Genomic DNA, 21360 nt, shown 5'->3' with positions numbered 1-21360 from the left:
AAGATATGAATTTTATTTTAAATTCAAGTGTGTAATTTTAAATTTCGAAGGTACTTTCTAAAGCTCTTTTAAATTCATTTTCATTTCCATAATTATAGAATGGCACAGCTGTAATTTTGTATGTATCTGTATAGATTTTAATAGATTTTTTTTCATTCCCAATTACTTTCAGAAAATCCTCTTTCCATTTGTCGTAGCCTATCAAGTGAGCTCCTTTTGGTTCAATAAATACCTGAAAAGTTAGCTGTTTATTGCTCCTCTCACTGCAGAACAGTAAAAAATCCGGTTCAAATGCACGGCCGTATTTGTCAAAAATTTTAATTTCTCTTTCATTTCGGATCAGATGAATATTCTCAAATTTCTGGCTGAGTCCTTCAAAACGTCTGGAAAACAATTCTACAAAATTCTTTTCTTCAATGGTTCCGTAATTGGCATTGTACGCATACCAGGATTCATTTGAAACTAATTCTTCCTGCCCTTTTGCTCTTTCATTACCTTTAGTCACCCTGATTTCCTTATCTCTGAAAACCTGATGAATGGGTTGTGGGTAATATTCTGAACCTTCATAATCCGTAGCATTCTTTTTAATCTCTGTTTCTATATTTTGTAAAAGTCCATTCAACGCCTGAAGATAATCAAAATGTGAAATTTCCTGAAGACGGTTATAACTGCCTAAAAAAGTTATTTCCAGATCGCCCAGATACTCTTTCTCTTCAATGAAATCCGAAAGTGACGAAATATTGGGGAAGTAATGCGAGAGATTATTAAAGTAATAGAACGGATTTTGGCTTAATGCATATCTGATAACGTGCTTCTGAATATCTATAAGTTTTACATCTTTAGACTTCATCACCTCATCAGAAGTAACGGGACTTTCCAATTCAAAAAACACATTTGAAACCCTTCCACCTCCCGAAGAAAGCTGATGACGGTAATTGGTCTTTCTAATATTGAAGTCAGTGAAAGAATTTACATTATTAAAGTTTTTCGGTAATTTTTTATTGGAGAAAACATATCCTTTTTTATATAAGTCAGATTTTTTGAATATTGGTTTCAGTTTTAACTGTTTGGTTTCAAGGTTTGCTTCATCTTCATAAATTCCTGTTTCTACCAACGCTTTTTTCAATTCCGAAATATAACGGCTGTCTTCTTTAGTGTGATAATATAATTCTTCTAAAATTTTCAAATCGTTGGTAATATCATCATCATATTTCCGAATAAATTTATCCTCTCCAACTTCCAGTGCAAAAGGATAATATCTTGCTCCACGACCGATCAGCTGTGCTTCCGACAGGGTGGTTTTACCCGGATTTCCGTCCTTTCCGTCACGGTCTTCATATAATCTTACGATATCAAATAAATTGAGAACATCCCAACCTTCATTCAATTTTTGAACAGCAAATACCGCACGAATCGGGTTGTTTTCATCTTCTAAGGTATTGAGTAAAATCTGATTTTTCTCTGCTTCCGAATCATTATTGGCACTCAGACAATTTTCTTTGCGGAAATTGGCATGAATCCGTTTCGAAATTTCATTCAATGAGATATTTTTGGTTTCAAAAAACTGAAAAGCTTTTTGAACAACCGAAACCGTAGAGGTTTTTTTAATTTTCTCCACCATTGTTTCAGATAAATCTTCAATCAGTTTGTGAAAATTTTCTTTGTTTTGTTCGGATTCTCTAATGGTTTTCTTTGCTTTAAAAAGAATAACAGGTTTTAAATTAATATGATGAATCGTTGCCAATTCCTGACGATACAAATTAAGAATCAAAGCCTGAATTATACGCTCTTTCTCGTCATACAATGAACGTACAAGATTGATTTCTTTAGAAAATTTATCTGTTCTGAACTGCGAAAGGTCATATTTATAAATGACTTTATCCTTATATTTATTGATAATTTCCCGGCTGTCATAATCCAGAGTTGCAGTAAATTCCAGAAGGATATTGTCAAAATTCTGATGAAGGATTTTCAAAACTGTTTCCTCCCAGCTTCCGAAGAGGTTTCCGTTTTTTGTACCACTACTTAAATGATGGGCTTCATCAGCAATCATCACTACTTTTTTATCTGTAAAATCTTCGTAGGTAATACTGTTTTCCTTGCTATTGTTCAAATCAATATGCATCTGCTGAATAGTCGTAAATTTGATATTGATATTCTCATCATCGGCTTCATCAAAGTTATCAATCTGCTTCAGTAAGATTTCTTTTCCGCTGATGACAATTTTATTGCCAAACAAATATTTAGAAGTTTGAGGATTAAGAAAATTGTCTCTGGTTTTCTGGATGATATTATTACTGTTTACAAAAAACAGGAAATTCCGGTATCCTTTTTCATACAAATGAAGCATTAAACCCGCCATTACCAAAGTTTTACCACTTCCTGTGGCCATATTGTACAGGAGATGAAGCGGTTTATGCGGTTTTCCAGCAAAATTTTCTGAGTGACAGAGAATAAAACGCTGAAATGCTTCCTGCTGATAAGCTCTTTGGCTAAATTTCAAATTATCTGAAATTTGTGTTGGAATTGGAACCTGAGAAATGGCTCTTTTTCCGAATTCCTGTAAAAGTGTATCGTATAAAAATGCCATTTGTTATTTTTTTATTTGGTAAAAATCTTTTGTTACTTTCTTTTCTTCCGGAGTACACTCAAAATTTTCGTCGTTAAGTGAAGACAGATTTACATACAGTTGATTTTTGTTGAGCAATTCACAAAGAAGCTGTTTTTGTTCATTCAGATGTAAAGCTTTAAAATCTTCGAAATGTTCTTCCTGTTTTTTGAGATCAACATTGTAATTAAGAAAAGATTTGGTTTTCATTTCTTCCCAAATTTGCAGAAGACTTTCAGAATTTTCTGCTTCTTCTATTTTTTCGATGAAAGTTTGGTTGTATTTTTTGAGCTCAAGGTAAATGAATGAACCGCCGTCTTGCCAGTTGATGGACTTGGAAATGCCGCCTTGTTCACCATCGATTACTTTTTTTAAACGTTCAACAGCAACGGTTTCTATATAATCCATCTGTTCAATACCTATGTATTGACGATTCATTTTATGAGCTGTTGATGCTGTCGTGCCACTTCCGAGATGATAATCTAAAACAATATCATTTTCTTCTGTTACAGCTTTAATTAAAAAACTAATTAGAGATTCAGGTTTTGGATAGGAATTAAAATTTAAGCCGAGAGAATCAATATGCTTCTTTGAATCTTCATTTGTTTCAATGCCAATTGCTTTAGATAAATATATATTATCTATAAATTTATCCGGTGCGAGATTCGAAGAATATTTCCTTTGATATCTTATAGAAAATTTATCAGACTTAACAATGAAGTAAGTCCCATTTTCTACCTCAACATCTAAAAATGATTGTTGCCATTTAAAACGTCCTTTAATTTGAATTGCATTTTCATTTTTACCATTTTTTATGACCAAATCATTAACCAACTCAATCTTATCATAATTTCCTTTTTCATATACATTATCTGGAATTTTAAATTCAATCATATTAGGTTTGAATTTTAAAATGGTAACTGGGTTACCACTATTTAATAATGGTGCATCGTCATTATTACTTTTTCGTCCAACATAACTTTTTGTATCTAAAAATTTTTCATAACAATGAATAAATTCTATATTTTTTCTCGATTTTTTTGACAGAGCTGGAGCATTATCTGTATTTTTCCAAATAAATGTTTCTACAAAATTTTGTTTCTTAAAAACTTCATCTAAAAGAATCTTTAAGGTAGCCTGCTCATTATCATCACATTGAACAAATATTTTCCCATCTTTAGAAAGTAGATCTTTACTAATTTCTAATCGATTTTTCATAAAAGTGAGCCACGAACTCTCATTAAAATTATCATTATATTGAAAACTATCATTTCCCGTATTATAAGGTGGATCAATATAAATCATCTTCACTTTTCCGGCAAATTCTTTATTTAGAGAATGCAATGCCAGAAGATTATTTCCTTTGATAATAAGGTTGTCGGTAATTGTTCCGTTTTCATTGCGATTGAATTGATCAAAATCTTTTTCACCCTCTTGATCAAACTTTTTAGCATTTGTTAGAACTTTTGGATCAAGTAATTGGGTTATTTCGTCCTGCGCTAAAGTTTCATTAAAGAAAATTTCGTCTCTTTTATCCTCTTCACGGCTTTGTCCACCTTCCAAAACACAGTCTTTGAACGGCCAGACCAAAGCTACTTCGTTACGTTGCTTCAGATATTTGCCATCAACTGACAAACCAATTTTATTCTTAAACTGAGTGTAACTATCGTTGAGATAGTTTTTCTGTTCAAGAAACTGTATGAAAAGATTTTGATTGAATATCAAAACATCTTTTATTTTGATGAAAAATTTTTCTTTCAAATCTGAATCACCCAATAATAATTCAATGAGTTCTTCATCAAAATTTTGTGCTTTGTTGAGCACTACCCATTTTTTGACTTCATCATTATCGGAGACATAATTCGGTTCTTTTTTAAGCTGAGATTCTAGGGTTTGGTATAGTTTCATTTTGTTGATTATTATTTTTAATTACCTCAAATGTATAATCTCTACCTGCTACACCATTACGGGAATCCATAATCTAAATAAACAGTAAATGGAATTTTCATAAAAAACAAAATCAATTACCTTTGCAAAATGGAATTAGACTCAATTTATCAAAAGCTGCAGATTCAGGATATGAATCAGATGCAGAAATCTACCTATAAAACCACGGAAAACAATACGGATGTTGTTTTGCTCTCTCCCACAGGCTCAGGAAAAACACTTGCTTTTTTATTTCCGGTCCTTAGAAATCTTAAAAAAAATATTTCAGGAATTCAGACATTGATTTTAGTTCCGGCAAGAGAACTGGCATTGCAGATTGAGCAAGTTTTCAAATCGATGGGAACAGATTTTAAGGTTTCGGTTTGTTATGGCGGCCACGATAAAAAAATTGAAGTCAATAATTTAATTGAAGCTCCCGCAGTTCTCATCGGAACTCCGGGAAGGATTACTTATCATTTAAGAAACAACAATTTTGATCCCAAAACGATCAAAACTTTGGTTCTGGATGAGTTTGATAAAGCTTTGGAATTAGGCTTTCATGAAGATATGGAATATATTTCCAGTTCACTTAAAGGCCTTTCACAAAGAATTCTAACCTCAGCAACAGCAATGGATGAAATTCCAACGTTTACAGGGTTAAAAAATGAAAAGATCATTGATTTTCTAAAATTAAGCGAAGTAAAACCGGATATCCAGTTACGAAAAGTAATGACTATTTCTGAAGAAAAACTGGATACCCTTTTTAATTTAATATGCAAGATCGGAAACAAAAGAACACTGATTTTCTGCAATCACCGTGAAGCTGTAGACCGTATTTCTGAACTTTTAAGGGAAAAAGGAATTGACAGAGAAACGTTCCATGGCGGTATGGAGCAGGATGAAAGAGAACGTGCCCTTTTGAAATTCAGGAATGATTCAGCAAGAATTTTAATCACTACAGACCTGGCCTCCCGTGGTCTTGATGTTCCTGAAGTGGAATCTATTGTTCATTACCAGCTTCCTCCGAAAGAAGATGCTTTCATCCACCGAAACGGCCGTACGGCAAGAATGAATGCCAAAGGTTTTGCTTACCTGATCATGACTGAAGATGAAAATTTCCCGTTCATTAAAAGTAATACACCGGAAGAGAGTGTAACCGGTTTTAATAAAGTTCCGGAAAAAACTCCTTTCCAGACCATTTATATCAGTGCCGGCAAAAAAGACAAAGTGAATAAAGTGGATATTGTAGGATACCTTATTAAAAAAGGGGAACTCCAGAAAGAAGATATCGGCATCATTGAAGTGAAAGACACGACTTCTTATGTAGCAGTTGCTAGAAATAAAACAGTTGCTGTTTTAAAGAAATTAAATAACGAAAAGCTGAAGGGCAAGAAAGTGAAAATGGAGGTTGCTTATTAATTTGAACCATTAAGTCAGTATTAAGCTTTTAAGAATATTAAGAGAAGCCCGTTGTGGGCTTCTCTTATTTTTTTAGACTATCATTTCGAACCGAATGTGAAGCAATCTCAAAAAAGATTACAAAAATTTAAGAATTATTATTGTATTGAATCTTTCTTTAAAAGTTCCTATTAATCGCACAGATTTAATACATATGATTAGAGATTGCTTCGTCGCTACGCTTCTCGCAATGACATTATTTCACTCCCTTTACTTTAGTTGGCAGTTTGTAAACAGATTTTGAGGCCGTAATGAAGAGGACATCATTGTTCTCTCCTCCAAAAGTTACATTAGACGTCCAGTCTTCCTCGATAGGAATATGATAAAGCTTTTTCCCGTGACGGCTGAAAATATGGACACCTTTTCCTGTTAAATAAAGGTTTCCGTGTTTATCCAGCGTCATACCGTCTGAGCCCATTTCACAAAAGAGCTTTTTTTCAGATAGTTTTCCTTCGCCCAGAATATCATAAACGTAGGTTTTCCCCGCATCAATATCTGAAACATACAGCTTATTAAACATTTCACTTCCGACAATTCCGTTGGGCTGCACAAAAGTATCAATCTTAACTGTTTTTCCTTCTTTGGATCTGTAATAAAGGCTCTTATGAGGAATTTCCTGTTTAAAATCTACCCAGTAATCTCTTTCATATAAAGGATCTGTAAAATACATTCCTCCGGCTGGATCATTCCAGATATCATTAGGTCCATTCAGCCTTCTCCCCTGAAAACCTTTCAGGAGCACCTCTACTTTTTTATCTTTTGAAATTTTCCAGATTTCGCCCTGATCATCGGAACAGGTGATGAGGTTTCCGTCTTTATCGAAGTGAGTGCCGTTTGCTCTCCCTGTTTTTCCTAAAAACTCTATGATCTTATTTGTTTTCCAGTCCCAGTAATAGATTTTGTCGTTGGGCTGGTCAGTGAAATAAACATTCCCATGTTGATCCGAAGACGGTCCTTCTGTAAAACTGAACTGATCCGAAATCTTCTCCGGCTGCACACCTTCATAAAACATTTTGTTATAATTTACTGATTGACAGTTTACCAATGCGAAAACCAAACCAATTACACTTATGTAACCTATCTTTTTCATTCTTCATTTATTTAAAGACTGCAAGTTACAATATCAGTCATAACATCCCAATACATTTACTCATTTTGATATAATAAAATTTGAAATAAAAATGTCTCAATTGTCCTATTTTTGAAGCAGATGGTATTAGTTAAAAAATAGTTTTATCCGGACCTTTGCTACGGTAAGATCAACACTATTTTTATCCTCTTAAAAACTGACTGAAAAACAGTTTGATCCAGCCTCAAAATATCACCTTAATACTTTTTAACTTAACAAAAGTACCGCAATGAGTGCAGAATCAAGCAGCGACAAATTTGTAGAATTTGAAAATGAGACGTTTAGAAATTCGGTAGGAACCATGGATGAAACGGGGAAAAGAAAATGGGTATTTCCCCGGAAACCAAAAGGAAAGTATACCAATTACAGAAATTATGCAAGTTATCTCATGCTGGCTATATTTTTCGGACTGCCATTTGTAAAAATCAACGGCAATCCTTTTCTCCTGATCAATGTGATCGACAGGAGGTTTTTTATCCTTGGACAACCTTTTTATCTGCAGGATTTCTTTATTCTTGCATTGGGAGCGGTAACCTCTGTGATCTTCGTAATGCTTTTTACGGTCGTTTTCGGACGAATATTCTGTGGATGGCTATGCCCGCAGACACTTTTCATGGAAATGGTATTCCGAAAGATTGAATACCTGATAGAAGGTGACAGAAATAAGCAGATGAAGCTGGACAGACAGGAATGGAATGCTGAAAAGATCAGAAAAAGAGTACTGAAATGGTCCGTTTTTGCACTGATCTCACTGATCATTGCTCATTTCATGTTCATGTACATTGTAGGATACGAACAAGTATTCCGGATCATGAAGGAAGGACCTGAGGCTCATTCCGTAAAATTCCTTGTGATGATATTTTTCACGATGACATTTTACTTTGTTTTCGCCTGGCTCCGTGAGCAGGTTTGTACTTTGGTATGCCCATACGGAAGGCTTCAGGGCGTATTAATCGATAAGCAGACCATTAATGTGTACTATGATTTCAAAAGAGGTGAAAACCGTTCGAAATGGAGAAACAATGAAGACCGTAAAGCCACAGGAAAAGGAGACTGCATCGACTGCCATCAGTGTGTTGTGGTATGTCCTACAGGTATCGACATCAGAAACGGCCAGCAGCTGGAATGTGTAAACTGTACAGCCTGCATCGATGCCTGTGATGAGGTAATGGATAAGGTAGGACTTCCAAAAGGACTGATCCGCTATGCTACGGAAGCAGAAATTGAAAACCGGGAAACATTCAGGTTTACATCAAGAATGAAGGCAACCACGATATTTCTGGCCCTGTTGATCGGATTTCTGGGATTCTTAATGTATGACCGAGGATCTATGGAGGCTAAATTCATCAAGCCGGCTGGTTCCACATTCTTTATTAAAGACGGCAAGATCACGAATACTTTTATTTATACCCTTTTAAATAAATCCAATGAGAAGAAGACTCTTACGATTAAAGTAATGACTCCTGCTCATGCAGAGATCACTTATTTCGGTTCTGAAAAGATCATTCTGAAAGGTGACGAAATCCTGAAAGGAAATATCAATATTACCTTTCCCGAAGAAGATATTAAGTTTTCCAAACAGAATATGGTGATCGGTGTTTTTGATGAAAAAGGAGAAATGCTGGATTCTTTTGAGACGACGTTTGAAGGACCGTTTAAACTTTTGTTGTAAAGGAGAGAAACCAAGAGACAAGAATAAAGATTAGATTTCAGACATAAGATTTCACACTGGAGAGCATGTGAAGCTAATATAAAGGCATTTATTAACTTCCAGCTTCGGCCTTCCATCTCCCTTTTTTTAAATTTAAAATTTTTAAACCTTGTATTTTCTCATAAACTGAGTAGGGGTCATTCCGGAACTTTTCCGGAATACTCTTACAAAGTAGGAATATTCTTCATAACCAAGCCTGAAAGCAATTTCCACAAGGCTTTCATCAAGGTACATCAGCATCCTTTTAGCTTCCAGCACTACTCTTTCAGTGATAACATCGGTTGCTGTTTTCTGAACAACGGTCTGTGCAATCCGGTTCAGGTGCTTTGGGGTAATTCCCAATAACGAAGCATAATGAGATATGGATTTCTGGGTTGTAAAATACTGCTCGATCAGGTTTTCAAAATCCTGATAATGTTTAAAATAAGAAAGGCTCGCGGAAGAAGAAAGGCTGTCAATTTCTTTTGAAAACAGCCTGGCTGAATTAATGAAAATATGAGACATTAATGAAAGGATCAACCCTTCTTTCATAAGATTCTGGGACTGGTGCTCTCTTCCCAGCTCCTGAAATAGAATCTTGTTTTTTATCAGCTCATCAGCATCCAGCTGCAACTTCCTGGGAAAAGATACGGAACCAAAAAACGGAAAGTTTCTTAATTTCTGATTCACATAATGCATTTCGTAAAATTCCTGAGAACAAAAGAAAATATACCCGTCAATATCTTCTGAAAGCTCCCAACTGTGGATCTGCCCGGGAGAAAGAAAAAAAAGGCTTCCCTCAGAGACATCGTATTTTTGAAAATCGATCTCATGAACTCCTTGTCCCCGGGTAAAAAGAACAGCAGCATAGAAATCATGCCGGTGCGGTTTTTCAATATGCCGATGCCCTACTACCAGGTGTTCTTTCATGGTATTAACGTAAAAATCGGACGTATTTCTGCCGGACTGGAAAAGGTCAATATGGAGAACGGAGATAGAATTCATTACAGATAATATGCGGAGCGTAGTTATTGTATAAAAGTACTGCAAAAAGAGAAAAAATACAAGCTTCATAAACGGGCAGGCTTTCATCAATTATTTATGCGGAAATTTTTAATATGATCCGGAAGACAGGAATAGAACCTGTATAATTTGCATACGAGGTTAAAAAATTTTTATCTTTGGCTTTTAGGATTCGTAAAATGAAAATAAATTTACCTGACAAACTGTATTATTCCATTGGAGAAGTGGCAAAAGCTTTTGATGTAAATACTTCATTAATACGTTATTGGGAGCAGGAATTCCCTATTATCAAGCCTAAAAAGAACAAGAAAGGCAACCGCTATTTTACTCCTGAAGACATCAAGAACCTGCAGATGATCTACCATCTGGTAAAGGAAAAAGGCTATACACTGGATGGAGCAAGGATTGCTCTGACGACCAACAGTAAAATTTCTGAAACAGTAACCATCATTGACCGTCTTGAATTTATAAAAGCTGAGCTTCAGAAACTGAAGGCTTCTCTGGCGGACAGAGATTCCGAATAATTTTAATTTTTTTTTAGAATTTCTATTTTGGAGCAGATTCTGTTCCGGTTTTGTGATTTCGTTGTCATTCTTTTCACGACAATGTAACCTATTGATTTTAAGTAGCCTTAAAATATTTTAACGTACAATATAATTCAATTTATTTTATTAAGTGATTGTACTGAATTTACTTGATAAAACGATCGTTTCTGCTTTTCATCATTGCTTCGGCTTGTTTTTATTGATAAGTTTACTTTATGATGAGAAAAAACTATTACCAGAAACTGGCATTCATGGGAATGCTGCTGATCGTCCTGCTGGCTTTTCAGAAGTATACCAGCCGGGAAAAAGAAGATTTTCCTGAGGTAAAATTTATTACGGAAAGTTCTGCCGCTCTCAACCTTACTGATTTTGACCCCAATGATCTGGATGCAAAACAATGGATGCATTTAGGATTTTCTGAAAAACAGGCTTCTACGATCCTTAACTACAAAAAAATTGTAGGAGGAGAATTTACATCAAAAGACCAGCTCAAAAAATGCTATGCAATTTCTGAAGAAAAATTCACGGAGCTGAATTCCTTCATTCTGCTTCCTGAAAATGGCAAAGGCCACTTTGAAAAGTTTAAAACTAATGACAAAAAAGAAATTTCCGTTTCTAAAAAATTCAATCCGGATGGTCTTTCTGCTTCGGAATGGATGAAAATGGGTTTCAGTGAAAAACAGGCTGAAGCTATCTTAAAATACAGGAATTACTTGGGCGGAAGTTTCGTAAGCAAGGAAAAATTCAAAGAATGTTTTATCATTTCTTCAGAAAATTACAGCAAGCTTGAGCCCTATATACTGCTTCCGGTAAAAACCCCAGACAATTTTAGAAAGTCCGGTAATCAGTACGCCATAAAATCTACTATTCAGTATCATTCATTTGATCCTAATACTTTGGATCTGGATGGGTGGAAAGGTTTAGGATTTTCTGAAAAACAGGCGAATACAATTATCAATTACCGAGAAAGAAACCTCAGAGGAACCTTCAAATCTCTTGAAGACATAAAGAAATGCTTTGTTATTTCTCCGGAAAAGTTCCAGGAACTAAGTCCTTATATTAAACTCAATACAAATACAAACCTTATTCAAAAACAGGAAACTGATTTTTCAAAAATTGATTTAAATAGCATCACATTCAAGCAGTTGCTGGAATTTGGCCTGGACGAAAAAAGTGCCGGATCCATGATCGGTTTTAGAAAAAAACTGAGAGGTTTTGTCAATAAGCAACAAATTTTAGACACCTATAATATTGATAAAAATTTGGTTCAAAAATTAATTTCTATTGCTCCGCTAGATGTTTCAAATGTTCCTAAATATACTCTAACAGAAGCCCCTGAAGAATGGCTGAAAGATCATCCCTACTTCAAATATTCTGCTGATAAGATCATATTCTACCGGACTACCTACACAGATGACAAGAAAATTCTGAAGCTCTTAAAATTAAAGCCTGAGTATGAAGAAAGAATGAAATTATATTTAAAATAACTTAAAACTATATAATAAAAACTACCCAAAACAATTTCTGCTATTTTGGGTAGTTTCTGATCTGGCGTATTATTTTAAGTTTTAGTGATGCATGTAGCTGCTGGGACCATTGGTTCCTTCAATTGATTCAGGTAGTATCCCATATTTGGTTCGTAAATCGACGGTACCTAAGGTTTTCCCTGTCTCAATTTCAATGACACTGATGGTGCCGGAATTTAAGTTAGGAATGTTCAACAGGTTATTTTGTACTGCTACAACTTCTTTTCCTTTTTTGGTTTTAAAGAAAACCATGTGATGTGCTCCTTTATCCGCGGTAAGAGTTTTTAAAAGCTTTAATTGAGGAAGATTACTTATATCAAAGACCAAAACTTTTCCGGGATCTGCAAAACTTACATAAAGCTTGCTGTTATCATCGATGTACATTTCGAGTGCCCAGCCTAATCCTTGTGTGCTTCCGTCAAATATTTTACTAAAAGCATCATATTTTTTGGTTGCAGCATTGTATGGAGCAATCCAGATATCGCCACCTAGCATTGTTGTTGCAAGGGCATATTGTGGAAATTTCCCCCGTAGCAACAGAACCTCGACAGGACTGGACATATCCGTTTGTGAGTCTGCTACCAGATAGGTCTCTTTTAATTCATAGGTATTCAGATCTAATAAAGTACAGGTGTTTCCCATTCCAGTAGTAAGGTCCGGGTGAATGGTTGAGGTAACCATCATTATTCCTTTTTCCTCATTAACAGAAATACCATGCGGATACATAATAAATTGATTGGGATTGGTTTGAATCGGTGCTTTAATAGTTTTGATAAGCTGGTTGTTATTTGCGTTAAAAACACCTATACTGCCATCTTTTGGTCCTCCTGCCCCTCCCATGAAAGTCATAAAATATCTTCCATCATTGGTAAAAAACAAATTTTCTCCTACTGTATTCTCACCTGTATCAATAGGTGTTGCATCAACTAATTTTGGCTGTCCGTTTTTGTCTTTTTCCGTTTTTATCTGGTAGAGATAACTCCCTCCTAAAGCAGTGGTAAATAATTTGTTTGCACTCTGATTATAATAAAGATGATGAGGCAGGACTCCAATACCTAATTCAAGTTGGCTGCTAATATGTCCAAAATTTGGGGCTTCAGGATCAAGCTCAATGACAGCTATTCCATCTGATAATCCTTTCAAACTTCTATAATCAATGTAAAAAGAAGTATCGTGTGGAAGATCCTGATTATGATTATCATTTTGACAATTAGAAAATGTTATTAAAATAATAAGAGAAAGTAGATTAAATTTAAATTTCATGGTTTTTAGTTTTAATAGTTATTATTATAAATATAATATATTTTCACTAACAAACTAAAAAATATTACACCAATGTGTGAATATTATTAAAAAACAACATCCAAAGTACCTTTTCTATTGTATTTCTTCAGATAGATTAATTGAAGACAGAAATTCTGATTTCCCTTACCAGAAAACAGGAATAAAAAAAGTAAGCAGGAGAAATATCCCCCTGCTTACCGTCATATTATTTATGATATAATCTTAATCGACTGTTTTGACAGAATCAGAAAGGAGGTTGTTAAGCGAACTCAGTTCCTCTTCTGTAAGGTCACGCCATTTTCCAACGGGAAGATCCAGCTTGATGTTCATAATACGGATACGTTTCAGTTTTTTCACTTCATAGCCGAGGTATTCGCACATTCTTCGGATTTGTCTGTTCAGTCCCTGAGTAAGAATGATACGGAACGTCATATCGTCGATTCTTTCAACTTCACATTTTTTAGTGACGGTATCCAGGATCGGAACACCATTCCTCATTTTATCAAGGAATTTGGGTGACATAGGTTTGTCAAGACGTACAATATATTCTTTTTCGTGGTTATTTCTTGCCCTTAGAATTTTGTTTACGATATCGCCGTCACTGGTCAAAAGAATCAGGCCTTCACTAGGCTTATCCAGTCTTCCGATCGGGAAAATTCTTTTCGGGTGATTGATATAGTCAACGATATTGTTTTTTTCACGTTTGGTATCTGTAGTGCATACAATCCCCACAGGCTTGTTAAAAGCGATGTAGATGGGCTTATCCTGCGGTTCACGGATCGGTTTTCCATCTACTTCTACAAGATCTTCATCAGAAACTTTGGTTCCCATTTCCGGGACCTTTCCGTTAATTGTTATCCTTCCTTCTTCCAAAAGTTTATCAGCGGCTCTTCTTGAACAATAGCCAACTTCTGATAAATATTTATTGATGCGCGTTTTTTCCATTAATCTTCTCCGTAACCTGTATAATTTTTATTGCTGAAAATAGTAATTCCGTAACTTAATCCAATGAAAAAGCCATTAGACTTACCATTCAGCTGATGCCCTTCAAAAGTAATTCCACCTTCCTGGCTCAGCCTTTTTGAGTAGGAAACCATGATTCCCAATCTTGCTCCCCAAAATTCGGAATCAGAAATCGCCGAATGATTAAGCTGCTTTCCATAATTTAAATCAATATAAAAAGGACGGTCACCCGGACTGAATATGATCTTCGGCTGGATCATCCAGTAGACCAGATGGTAATTGTCTTCTATAAAACTGTATTTAAATCCTGTTCCGAGTGCAAAGTTAGGAAGAAAATTGTAACCGCCTATTGCTGATATTCCATATGTTATTTTACCAATCCTTTTTGGTTCAATATACTGCGAATCCGTAAACTGATTATCTCTGTTTTGAAGATTATAGCCGATATTGAGTGATGGGTTGAAGTAAAAATCCATTTTGGCTTTTTTAGTCTCCGTTTCCTGCGAGAAGTAAGTAACGGAAAATAACAGCCCTAAAAGCAAGAGGAAATTTTTTATCATAAGCTTTCGAATTTATATTCATTCTCTAAGAAATCAGGTGTTGCATTTTCAATCGTATAATCTCCGATCTTTGTACGTCTAAGCTGTGTAAGATAAGCCCCCACTCCCAGCTCCTGCCCAATGTCATGAGCCAGACTTCTGATATAGGTACCTTTTGAACATCCTACCGTAAAGCTGACCAAAGGAAATTCAATGTTAATATCTTTAATGTAGAAGATTGTCGTTTTCCTGGATTTCATTTCAACTTCTTCTCCTGCTCTAGCTAAATTATAAGCTCTCTGTCCATCAATTTTTATGGCTGAATATACCGGAGGTTTCTGCTCTATTTCCCCAACGAATTTTTCAAGAGTTTCTTTGACTTGCTGTTCTGTAACGTGGGCAATATCCTGATGAAGGATCTCTGGTTTTTCCGTATCATAGGATTCTGTCTGTACTCCTATTTTGATTTCCGTCCAGTATTCTTTGGGAGCATCCTGAATTTCGGGAATTTTCTTTGTAAATTTTCCGCAGCAGACAATAAGCAGACCGGTTGCTCTCGGATCTAAGGTTCCTGCGTGGCCTATTTTAAATTTCTTGGGAAGATTAAATTCTCTTTTGAGTTTATACTTCATCTTATTGACCGCCTGGAAAGAGGTCCAATCCAAAGGTTTATCCAATAAGAATACATATCCTTCTTGCAGTTCTTCAGCTGTCATTATTCTAAAATTTCGGTGATACTTACTAAGCTTGGCAACTTATTGACCTTCTGCTTGCAGTCAGGTCCGTTTTCTACATTGACAAAGCATTTTTTATCACCAATGAAGTAGTATATATTCTGAAAAGGGTACACTGAATTATTCGGAACAATGTTCACTGTATAATTTTCAGGTAAATTAAATTTATAGCTGGTTTTGCTAACAGATGTAATTTTTTGGCGGTAACATTTTCCTTCTTTGGAATATTCCATAAAAGGTTTGTGGTCCAGTTTTTCATCCGGGACAAGCTCCTTACAGATCAGTAGATCTTCAGCAAGATTTTTTTCTTTCAGCTCAACGAAAAATTCTATCCTTTCTCCTGTATTATTTTTTACAAACAGCGTATGTGCCGGAGCACAGGACACGATCAGGCCGGAAAAAGCCAATATTTTTAAAATATTACTTTTCATAGGCTTATTTAAAGAAATAGAAATAGATCAACAAAGCAATTCCTACAAAGATACGGTACCAACCCCAAGGTTTGAAACCATATTTGTTCAGTACTCCGATGAATGCTTTAATGGCAATCAACGCTACAATAAATGCTACAATATTTCCTACTATGAAGATCATAATGTGATCCTGAGATGCCATAATCATTTCATACCCTTTCTGAGGGTTCCCGGTTTCTTTCCCCCATGTTTTCAGGAAAACAGAATATACCGTTACTGCCAGCATTGTCGGAACAGCCAGAAAGAAAGAAAATTCTGCAGCAGCTTTTCTGGTCAGCCCCTGTGACATTCCTCCAATAATAGAAGCTGCACTGCGGCTGGTTCCAGGCATCATCGCAAGGCACTGCCAAAAGCCTATTGTGATTGCTTTTCTTATGGTAATCCCTTTTTCATCATCAATTGTAGGGTTCTTGAACCATTTGTCTGCGAAAAGCAGAACTATACCTCCCAATACGAGTACTGAAGAAATGGCGATCTGGTTTCCAAGGACGGATTCAATTTTATCATCAAATAAATACCCCAGAACCAATGCCGGAACAACTGCAAAAGCAAGCTTATAATAAAACTGGAGATTTTTCAGATCAAAGAATTTTTTCCAGTATGCCACTACAACGGATAAAATAGCACCGAATTGAATAGACACCTGAAACATTTTCAGAAACTCATCCTCTTGCAGACCCAAAAGGTTCGCTGCAAATCCCATGTGTGCCGTAGAAGAAATAGGAAGATACTCTGTAAGCCCTTCAATAATAGCAATAATGATTGCTTTAATTAAATCCATATTTTGGTGTATATAAAAATTTAAAGATTAAAAGATTCTGAAATTTAGAACGAGTTCTAAACCACTTAACCTTTTAATCTCTAAATAAAGAATGTATTAATTTATTTTCTTTTTAAAATAGCATAAACTTCTATTCCAAAGCCTATCACTATAAACAGTGGCGCAATTCTGATCCTTCGGATGGAAAAAATACCGTCATTCCATGAGTTAGGATCAAATTTACCGTCTACTGTATTAGCATCCGGCCCCATCATCAGCAGGAAGCCTACTATGATAAAAGCCAGTCCTATCAGCATCCACTTAAAGTTCTGCTGTCCGAAGTAAAAGGTATTTTCCTGTGGTACTTCGGTTTCTTTGCCAAACTCTGAAGCGGCAAATTTATTTGTTTTTTTGCTCATTATTAAGAGTAATATAGATCGTCAACGTTTGATTTTAAGAATCTCCATGTAGCGAAAATGGTACTTAAAACAGAAATAAAAATTCCTACTCCAAGCACTAAAACAATCAGCCAGAAATACTGGTTGTTATCCTGTACGAAAGCCGAACCAATCTGGCTTGTAAAATAATACCAAACTCCTCCCAGTGCCAGAAGTCCAATCACTGATCCGATAGCCCCTAAAATAATGGCTTCGATGATAAACGGCTTAAGGATGAATCTTCTTTTTGCTCCAACGAGCTGCATGGTTTTAATGATAAATCTTTTGGAGAATATTTTAAGTCTGATCGAGTTGTTGATCAGTACTACTGCCAAGACAAGAAACAGAATAGAGAATCCCAGGATCCACTTAAGGATTCTGCTTAGATTATTGTAAACATCCACCATTAAAGTGCTGTCATTCTTAACATCTACAATACCCGGAACAGCTTTGATCACTTTAATTGCCCCGTCAATTTTTGCAGGATCTACGTATTCTGGCTTTAATGCAACTTCGATGGATGAAGGAAAAATATTTTCCTCAAAAAGTGCATCGCTGTCTATCCCCATTGTTTTTTTGGCTTCTTGAGCCGCCATGTCCCGTGAGATATACGTTGCTTTTTTTACAGGAGCTAAGGTCTGTACCTTTTTAAAAGTTTCTTCCTCCAGTTTTGCAATCTTTACAGAATCTTTTGCATCGTAGTTTTCATCAAAATAAGCATTTACTACCAGCTGCTCTTTAATATAGTCAGAATACTTTTGGGCATTAATTAAAATAAGCCCCATTAATCCTAACAAAAATAACACTAATGCGATACTTATTACGACTGTAATATTGCTTGACCGAAGCCTTTTCTTATTAAACTCATCTACAGATTTAGCCATTAATATTAAAATTTTTGGCTAAATTAGAAAAAATCTTCCGAAATTTGGGGAGAAATAAAGAAAATCATTGTTAATAAAATCATAAAAAACTTTGAGTGTAAAAGCAAAAAAACATCTTGGACAGCACTTTCTGACAGATGAAAATATCGCGAGAAAAATCGTGGAGGGTCTTAGTTTTGAAGACTATAAAAATGTCATGGAAGTAGGTCCCGGAATGGGCGTCCTTACCAAATATCTGTTTGAAAAAGAACAGACTATCTATCTGGCAGAGATAGACACCGAATCTATTGAATACCTGAAAAAGAACTATTCAAAGATTACAGAAAATACTTTTGTAGGAGATTTTCTGAAACAGGACTTCCATTTTATCAATGGAGAGCAGCTTGCCATTATTGGTAACTTTCCTTATAATATCTCTTCGCAGATCCTTTTTAAGATTGTTGATTATTATCAGCAGATTCCTGAAATGGTAGGAATGTTCCAGAAAGAAGTTGCGGAAAGAACAGCTGCAGTACCCAGAACTAAAGATTACGGTATTCTTTCTGTTCTGATCCAGGCCTATTATGATGTTTCTTATCTGTTTACCGTTCATGAAAATGTGTTCAATCCACCTCCGAAAGTAAAATCAGGAGTCATCCGACTGACCAGAAATCCAAAAGAAGGTCTGGCCGGAAACGAGGTTCTTTTTAAGCAGATTGTAAAGGCAGGGTTTAACCAGAGAAGAAAAAAGCTTTCAAACTCCTTGAAAATATTGAATATTCCTGAAGCTTTAAAGACCCACGAATTTTTGGACAAGAGGGCGGAAGAGCTCAGCGTTCTGGATTTTATAGGCTTTGCCAATCTCTGGAAACAAAATCAATAAGTAGTCTATTTCAAAAAAATAAAAAGCCTTTCAAGTAAACTTGAAAGGCTTTTCTATGCATGATTTCTGTATCTTATTCTCGATTCTTAAGCATGATCCATCCGGACCAGTTCATCTGAATTTTTGACTTAGGATATTCGAAATTAAATTTATACCAGTAAGTTGCTGTAGAAAGTTTTTTTCCACCTACAGTTCCGTCCCATACAGGTTTTTCTTTAGAGAATCTAAACATTTCCACTCCATATCTGTCAAAAACAGATCCTGTGAAATTTTTGAATCCAACCAATGCTGTAAGGTCCAGAACATCATTTACACCATCATCATTAGGTGTAATGATATTATTGATCTGCAGCGTATAGAAATCAAAGGTTCCCACACAATGAGTTCCTACTCTTCTCACCAATACGGTATAATTTGTATTGTCCAAAAGGTTGGTGAAAATATTTGACTCCTGCCACGTGATTCCATTGTCGATAGAATATTCTAAAGTACTTGGGGTATTATTCATCATGGGATTTTCCGCAATAATCATCACGGTTTTTTTAGCACTTTCATAATTCACTGCTGTCACGAAAGGAGTGGCTGCACCTCCTACTTTCGCGGTGAAGATCTTTTTACAGAAGCCGTTATCCACTTCTACCGTATAAACACCCCAACTGTCTGCAGTAATAGTTTGTGTTGTAGCTCCGGTACTCCATAAGTATTTATAATTAGGTCCAGCACCTGCATCTAAAGTAACACGATCACCCAGACACATTTCCACATCTTTTAAAGGTGAAGTGATCTCTGGGGTAACCTCTACGGTTATGGTAGCAGGATTTAAAGAACGACAGCCTTTTGTCCCCACTGCATACACAGAAAATGTTGTAGTCTGATACAAAGTTACAGTTTGTGTATTGCCTGTACCCGGAAAATTAACCCATTGATAGGTAACACCTCCCTCAGCCGTAAGAGTTACCGCTTCTCCCGGACATATTTTAATTCTGGAAGATTTTATTCCTGCCTTAGGCGTAGTTTCTTTTAGTAGCTTTAATTCTATCATCTTGCTGCAGAAACCTCCGTTTGAAACTACAACATACAGAATCTGCCCATCTGTACCGTTATAATTTAAAATATTCTGAATATAGTTATTATTCTGAGCCACAGCATCAGCCTGATTTACATAGAATCTGAATACAGCTCCCTGTGTCGGGCTTATTGACGGCATAGCATTCGTCAGGTCAAAAGTGGTAATATCCGGCGTAGAACACAGTAAAAGTGTTGCATCCTGGGCCTGCGGAGTGGTTCCCCCGTGAATTTCTATGGTTGCTTTACCCGGACAAGGATTTCCGGGAACACTTACTTCGATAGTATAAGTTCCTGGCTGTACAGCCGTAATCGTATTGGTAGTGGCACCAGCTACCGGAGCTCCGTTGAGGTACCATTGGTATAATAAGTTAGGGTCACTTACTGATGCTGTAATTATCTGCGGTTCATTATCGCAGACATTGATTTCTGAAGGTAATGTAGCACCGCTGGGATCCAGAAGTTCTACACCGATATTAAATGATCCTCCTTCCAGAAATACAGCAGAATCCCAGCCATGATCTTCAAAGCTTCCCGGTGCATAATCGGCAACAACCATTTTAAAGTGATATTCCTGCCCTGCCATTACAGTTGCAGTTGCAGTAAGAGGAATTGTTCTTCCTTCAAAATTGGTTTCAACATTGCCTGTATTATATCCTGCAAAATACTGTTCATTAACTGCAGCACAACCGCCACCGCCAGGAATTAACGGATGGATATTCGTAATACTTACAGGACCGGCACCGTTTGGAAGCACCGCCATATTCTGATAAGGTCCTCCAGATGTCGGTCTAAGCAAAATAGCAAAAGCATCTGCATACTGACATGGGAATGAGCCGGAGTATTCCTCCGAAGCCAAAATATAATTAAATTTGATCTGTGATGTTGTAGGGGTAAAGTCAAATTCCAAAAGAACACCATCCGTCAGCGTTCCGGTAGATCCAATAGCCTGTGCAAGATCTGAATCTGTACCGCCACCATTATTATCACTCAGGTTTCCTTCAGGTCCGTTTCCTGCTCTTCTTGCTTTTCCTGTAGAAAGTACAATCCCGTCTTTGAAAGGAAAATTGGTAGTTCCTTTATGAAAATATCCCCAGGATCTGTCTGCATCGCTCACAGCATGGTTAGGTGTAATTTTCACATTGGATACTGCAGGCGTTACACAAGTATTTGTTCCTGAAGAGATGAGGACATCTTTCACCAGCTGCGTAATAGAATAGCTGGATTCCGCATACCCCGGAGTATTCACATCAATAAAATTTCCCGCTTTTTGAGTAACTGATCCTGCAGGCTTATCTTTAGGAGGTTTTCGGGGGCCTGTTGCTTGTGAAAATAAAAATGTCGAAACGACTAAGAAAAATAAAATGAATAGTAGATTTCTTCGCATAATACTTTTGTTTCAACAAATTTAATTTATTTCCAAATATATCCTATATTTTTTATAAAATTTTTAA

At 36.0% G+C, this 21360-nt stretch carries 18 protein-coding genes; 5 read left to right on the top strand and 13 right to left on the bottom strand.

What is annotated here, in order from left to right:
• Positions 1–37: 37 nt before the first annotated feature.
• The gene (locus LC418_RS08055) at positions 38–2590 is read right to left on the bottom strand and encodes a DEAD/DEAH box helicase family protein (protein WP_223558695.1); all 2553 of its coding nucleotides are present in this window, start codon (positions 2588–2590) and stop codon (positions 38–40) included.
• A gap of 3 nt (positions 2591–2593) precedes the next feature.
• Positions 2594–4516 carry a DNA methyltransferase gene (locus tag LC418_RS08050; RefSeq protein ID WP_111960393.1) on the bottom strand — a complete coding sequence of 641 codons (1923 nt, stop codon included), beginning with the start codon at positions 4514–4516 and terminating at the stop codon, positions 2594–2596.
• A 129-nt stretch (positions 4517–4645) separates the two neighbouring features.
• Here LC418_RS08050 and LC418_RS08045 point away from each other — a divergent pair, with 129 nt between their 5' ends.
• Positions 4646–5953, top strand: coding sequence for a DEAD/DEAH box helicase (locus tag LC418_RS08045; RefSeq protein WP_223558694.1), 1308 nt, complete (start codon positions 4646–4648; stop codon positions 5951–5953).
• 235 nt (positions 5954–6188) lie between these two features.
• Here the strand turns inward: LC418_RS08045 and LC418_RS08040 are convergent, their stop codons facing one another.
• The gene (locus LC418_RS08040) at positions 6189–7082 is read right to left on the bottom strand and encodes an SMP-30/gluconolactonase/LRE family protein (protein WP_223558693.1); all 894 of its coding nucleotides are present in this window, start codon (positions 7080–7082) and stop codon (positions 6189–6191) included.
• Between the two features lie 268 nt (positions 7083–7350).
• Between LC418_RS08040 and ccoG the strand changes: the two genes are divergently transcribed.
• Entirely contained in the window at positions 7351–8793 is a 1443-nt protein-coding gene (gene ccoG, locus LC418_RS08035) for a cytochrome c oxidase accessory protein CcoG (RefSeq protein ID WP_111960387.1), read from the top strand.
• Between the two features lie 141 nt (positions 8794–8934).
• On the opposite strand, the gene LC418_RS08030 is transcribed toward ccoG, so the two are convergent.
• The gene (locus LC418_RS08030; RefSeq protein WP_223558692.1) at positions 8935–9816 is read right to left on the bottom strand and encodes an AraC family transcriptional regulator; all 882 of its coding nucleotides are present in this window, start codon (positions 9814–9816) and stop codon (positions 8935–8937) included.
• A gap of 197 nt (positions 9817–10013) precedes the next feature.
• Between LC418_RS08030 and LC418_RS08025 the strand changes: the two genes are divergently transcribed.
• A complete protein-coding gene (locus LC418_RS08025) occupies positions 10014–10358 on the top strand; it encodes a MerR family transcriptional regulator (RefSeq protein WP_034704939.1) in 345 nt (114 codons plus the stop codon).
• Positions 10359–10594: 236 nt separating this feature from the next.
• Complete coding sequence (locus LC418_RS08020) at positions 10595–11866, top strand: helix-hairpin-helix domain-containing protein (protein ID WP_223558691.1); 1272 nt, start codon at positions 10595–10597, stop codon at positions 11864–11866.
• Positions 11867–11947: 81 nt separating this feature from the next.
• On the opposite strand, the gene LC418_RS08015 is transcribed toward LC418_RS08020, so the two are convergent.
• The 8 genes from LC418_RS08015 to LC418_RS07980 all read right to left on the bottom strand — a co-directional run bounded on the left by LC418_RS08015 (position 11948) and on the right by LC418_RS07980 (position 17979).
• Positions 11948–13168, bottom strand: a complete 1221-nt coding sequence (locus tag LC418_RS08015; protein WP_223558690.1) for a YncE family protein — start codon at positions 13166–13168, stop codon at positions 11948–11950.
• 243 nt (positions 13169–13411) lie between these two features.
• Positions 13412–14134, bottom strand: coding sequence for a 23S rRNA pseudouridine(2604) synthase RluF (gene rluF / locus LC418_RS08010; protein WP_111960379.1), 723 nt, complete (start codon positions 14132–14134; stop codon positions 13412–13414).
• The gene (locus tag LC418_RS08005; RefSeq protein ID WP_111960377.1) at positions 14134–14712 is read right to left on the bottom strand and encodes a hypothetical protein; all 579 of its coding nucleotides are present in this window, start codon (positions 14710–14712) and stop codon (positions 14134–14136) included. The genes rluF and LC418_RS08005 overlap by 1 nt, the downstream gene beginning before the upstream one ends.
• Positions 14709–15407, bottom strand: coding sequence for a tRNA pseudouridine(55) synthase TruB (truB, locus tag LC418_RS08000; protein WP_223558689.1), 699 nt, complete (start codon positions 15405–15407; stop codon positions 14709–14711). The genes LC418_RS08005 and truB overlap by 4 nt, the downstream gene beginning before the upstream one ends.
• Positions 15407–15856, bottom strand: a complete 450-nt coding sequence (locus LC418_RS07995; protein ID WP_223558688.1) for a hypothetical protein — start codon at positions 15854–15856, stop codon at positions 15407–15409. The genes truB and LC418_RS07995 overlap by 1 nt, the downstream gene beginning before the upstream one ends.
• A gap of 4 nt (positions 15857–15860) precedes the next feature.
• Positions 15861–16679 (bottom strand): undecaprenyl-diphosphate phosphatase, encoded by an 819-nt coding sequence (locus tag LC418_RS07990; RefSeq protein WP_111960371.1) that lies wholly within the window; start codon positions 16677–16679, stop codon positions 15861–15863.
• 101 nt (positions 16680–16780) lie between these two features.
• A complete protein-coding gene (locus tag LC418_RS07985) occupies positions 16781–17077 on the bottom strand; it encodes a DUF3098 domain-containing protein (RefSeq protein ID WP_111960369.1) in 297 nt (98 codons plus the stop codon).
• A gap of 2 nt (positions 17078–17079) precedes the next feature.
• Positions 17080–17979 carry a cell division protein FtsX gene (locus LC418_RS07980; RefSeq protein WP_111960367.1) on the bottom strand — a complete coding sequence of 300 codons (900 nt, stop codon included), beginning with the start codon at positions 17977–17979 and terminating at the stop codon, positions 17080–17082.
• Between the two features lie 91 nt (positions 17980–18070).
• Here LC418_RS07980 and rsmA point away from each other — a divergent pair, with 91 nt between their 5' ends.
• Positions 18071–18841, top strand: a complete 771-nt coding sequence (rsmA, locus tag LC418_RS07975) for a 16S rRNA (adenine(1518)-N(6)/adenine(1519)-N(6))-dimethyltransferase RsmA (protein ID WP_111960365.1) — start codon at positions 18071–18073, stop codon at positions 18839–18841.
• Between the two features lie 73 nt (positions 18842–18914).
• Here the strand turns inward: rsmA and LC418_RS07970 are convergent, their stop codons facing one another.
• A complete protein-coding gene (locus LC418_RS07970; RefSeq protein WP_223558687.1) occupies positions 18915–21293 on the bottom strand; it encodes a choice-of-anchor L domain-containing protein in 2379 nt (792 codons plus the stop codon).
• Positions 21294–21360 lie beyond the last annotated feature (67 nt).

It is taken from the genome of Chryseobacterium lathyri, from assembly GCF_019970085.1.
In the GTDB taxonomy this organism is placed as follows: domain Bacteria; phylum Bacteroidota; class Bacteroidia; order Flavobacteriales; family Weeksellaceae; genus Chryseobacterium; species Chryseobacterium lathyri.
Note: the sequence above shows the minus strand (reverse complement) of the source record. Positions and strands in the feature narration are given on the sequence as shown.

What these genes read in the sequence shown, in the direction of transcription:
- truB (WP_223558689.1), bottom strand. Translation starts at nt 15,407, where the DNA reads ATGACAGCTGAAGAACTGCAAGAAGGATATGTATTCTTATTGGATAAA.
- ccoG (WP_111960387.1), top strand. Translation starts at nt 7,351, where the DNA reads ATGAGTGCAGAATCAAGCAGCGACAAATTTGTAGAATTTGAAAATGAG.
- LC418_RS07995 (WP_223558688.1), bottom strand. Translation starts at nt 15,856, where the DNA reads ATGAAAAGTAATATTTTAAAAATATTGGCTTTTTCCGGCCTGATCGTG.
- LC418_RS08040 (WP_223558693.1), bottom strand. Translation starts at nt 7,082, where the DNA reads ATGAAAAAGATAGGTTACATAAGTGTAATTGGTTTGGTTTTCGCATTG.
- LC418_RS08005 (WP_111960377.1), bottom strand. Translation starts at nt 14,712, where the DNA reads ATGATAAAAAATTTCCTCTTGCTTTTAGGGCTGTTATTTTCCGTTACT.
- LC418_RS08020 (WP_223558691.1), top strand. Translation starts at nt 10,595, where the DNA reads ATGATGAGAAAAAACTATTACCAGAAACTGGCATTCATGGGAATGCTG.
- LC418_RS08030 (WP_223558692.1), bottom strand. Translation starts at nt 9,816, where the DNA reads ATGAATTCTATCTCCGTTCTCCATATTGACCTTTTCCAGTCCGGCAGA.
- LC418_RS07990 (WP_111960371.1), bottom strand. Translation starts at nt 16,679, where the DNA reads ATGGATTTAATTAAAGCAATCATTATTGCTATTATTGAAGGGCTTACA.
- LC418_RS08050 (WP_111960393.1), bottom strand. Translation starts at nt 4,516, where the DNA reads ATGAAACTATACCAAACCCTAGAATCTCAGCTTAAAAAAGAACCGAAT.
- LC418_RS07970 (WP_223558687.1), bottom strand. Translation starts at nt 21,293, where the DNA reads ATGCGAAGAAATCTACTATTCATTTTATTTTTCTTAGTCGTTTCGACA.
- rluF (WP_111960379.1), bottom strand. Translation starts at nt 14,134, where the DNA reads ATGGAAAAAACGCGCATCAATAAATATTTATCAGAAGTTGGCTATTGT.
- LC418_RS08055 (WP_223558695.1), bottom strand. Translation starts at nt 2,590, where the DNA reads ATGGCATTTTTATACGATACACTTTTACAGGAATTCGGAAAAAGAGCC.
- LC418_RS07985 (WP_111960369.1), bottom strand. Translation starts at nt 17,077, where the DNA reads ATGAGCAAAAAAACAAATAAATTTGCCGCTTCAGAGTTTGGCAAAGAA.
- LC418_RS08025 (WP_034704939.1), top strand. Translation starts at nt 10,014, where the DNA reads ATGAAAATAAATTTACCTGACAAACTGTATTATTCCATTGGAGAAGTG.
- LC418_RS08045 (WP_223558694.1), top strand. Translation starts at nt 4,646, where the DNA reads ATGGAATTAGACTCAATTTATCAAAAGCTGCAGATTCAGGATATGAAT.
- LC418_RS07980 (WP_111960367.1), bottom strand. Translation starts at nt 17,979, where the DNA reads ATGGCTAAATCTGTAGATGAGTTTAATAAGAAAAGGCTTCGGTCAAGC.
- LC418_RS08015 (WP_223558690.1), bottom strand. Translation starts at nt 13,168, where the DNA reads ATGAAATTTAAATTTAATCTACTTTCTCTTATTATTTTAATAACATTT.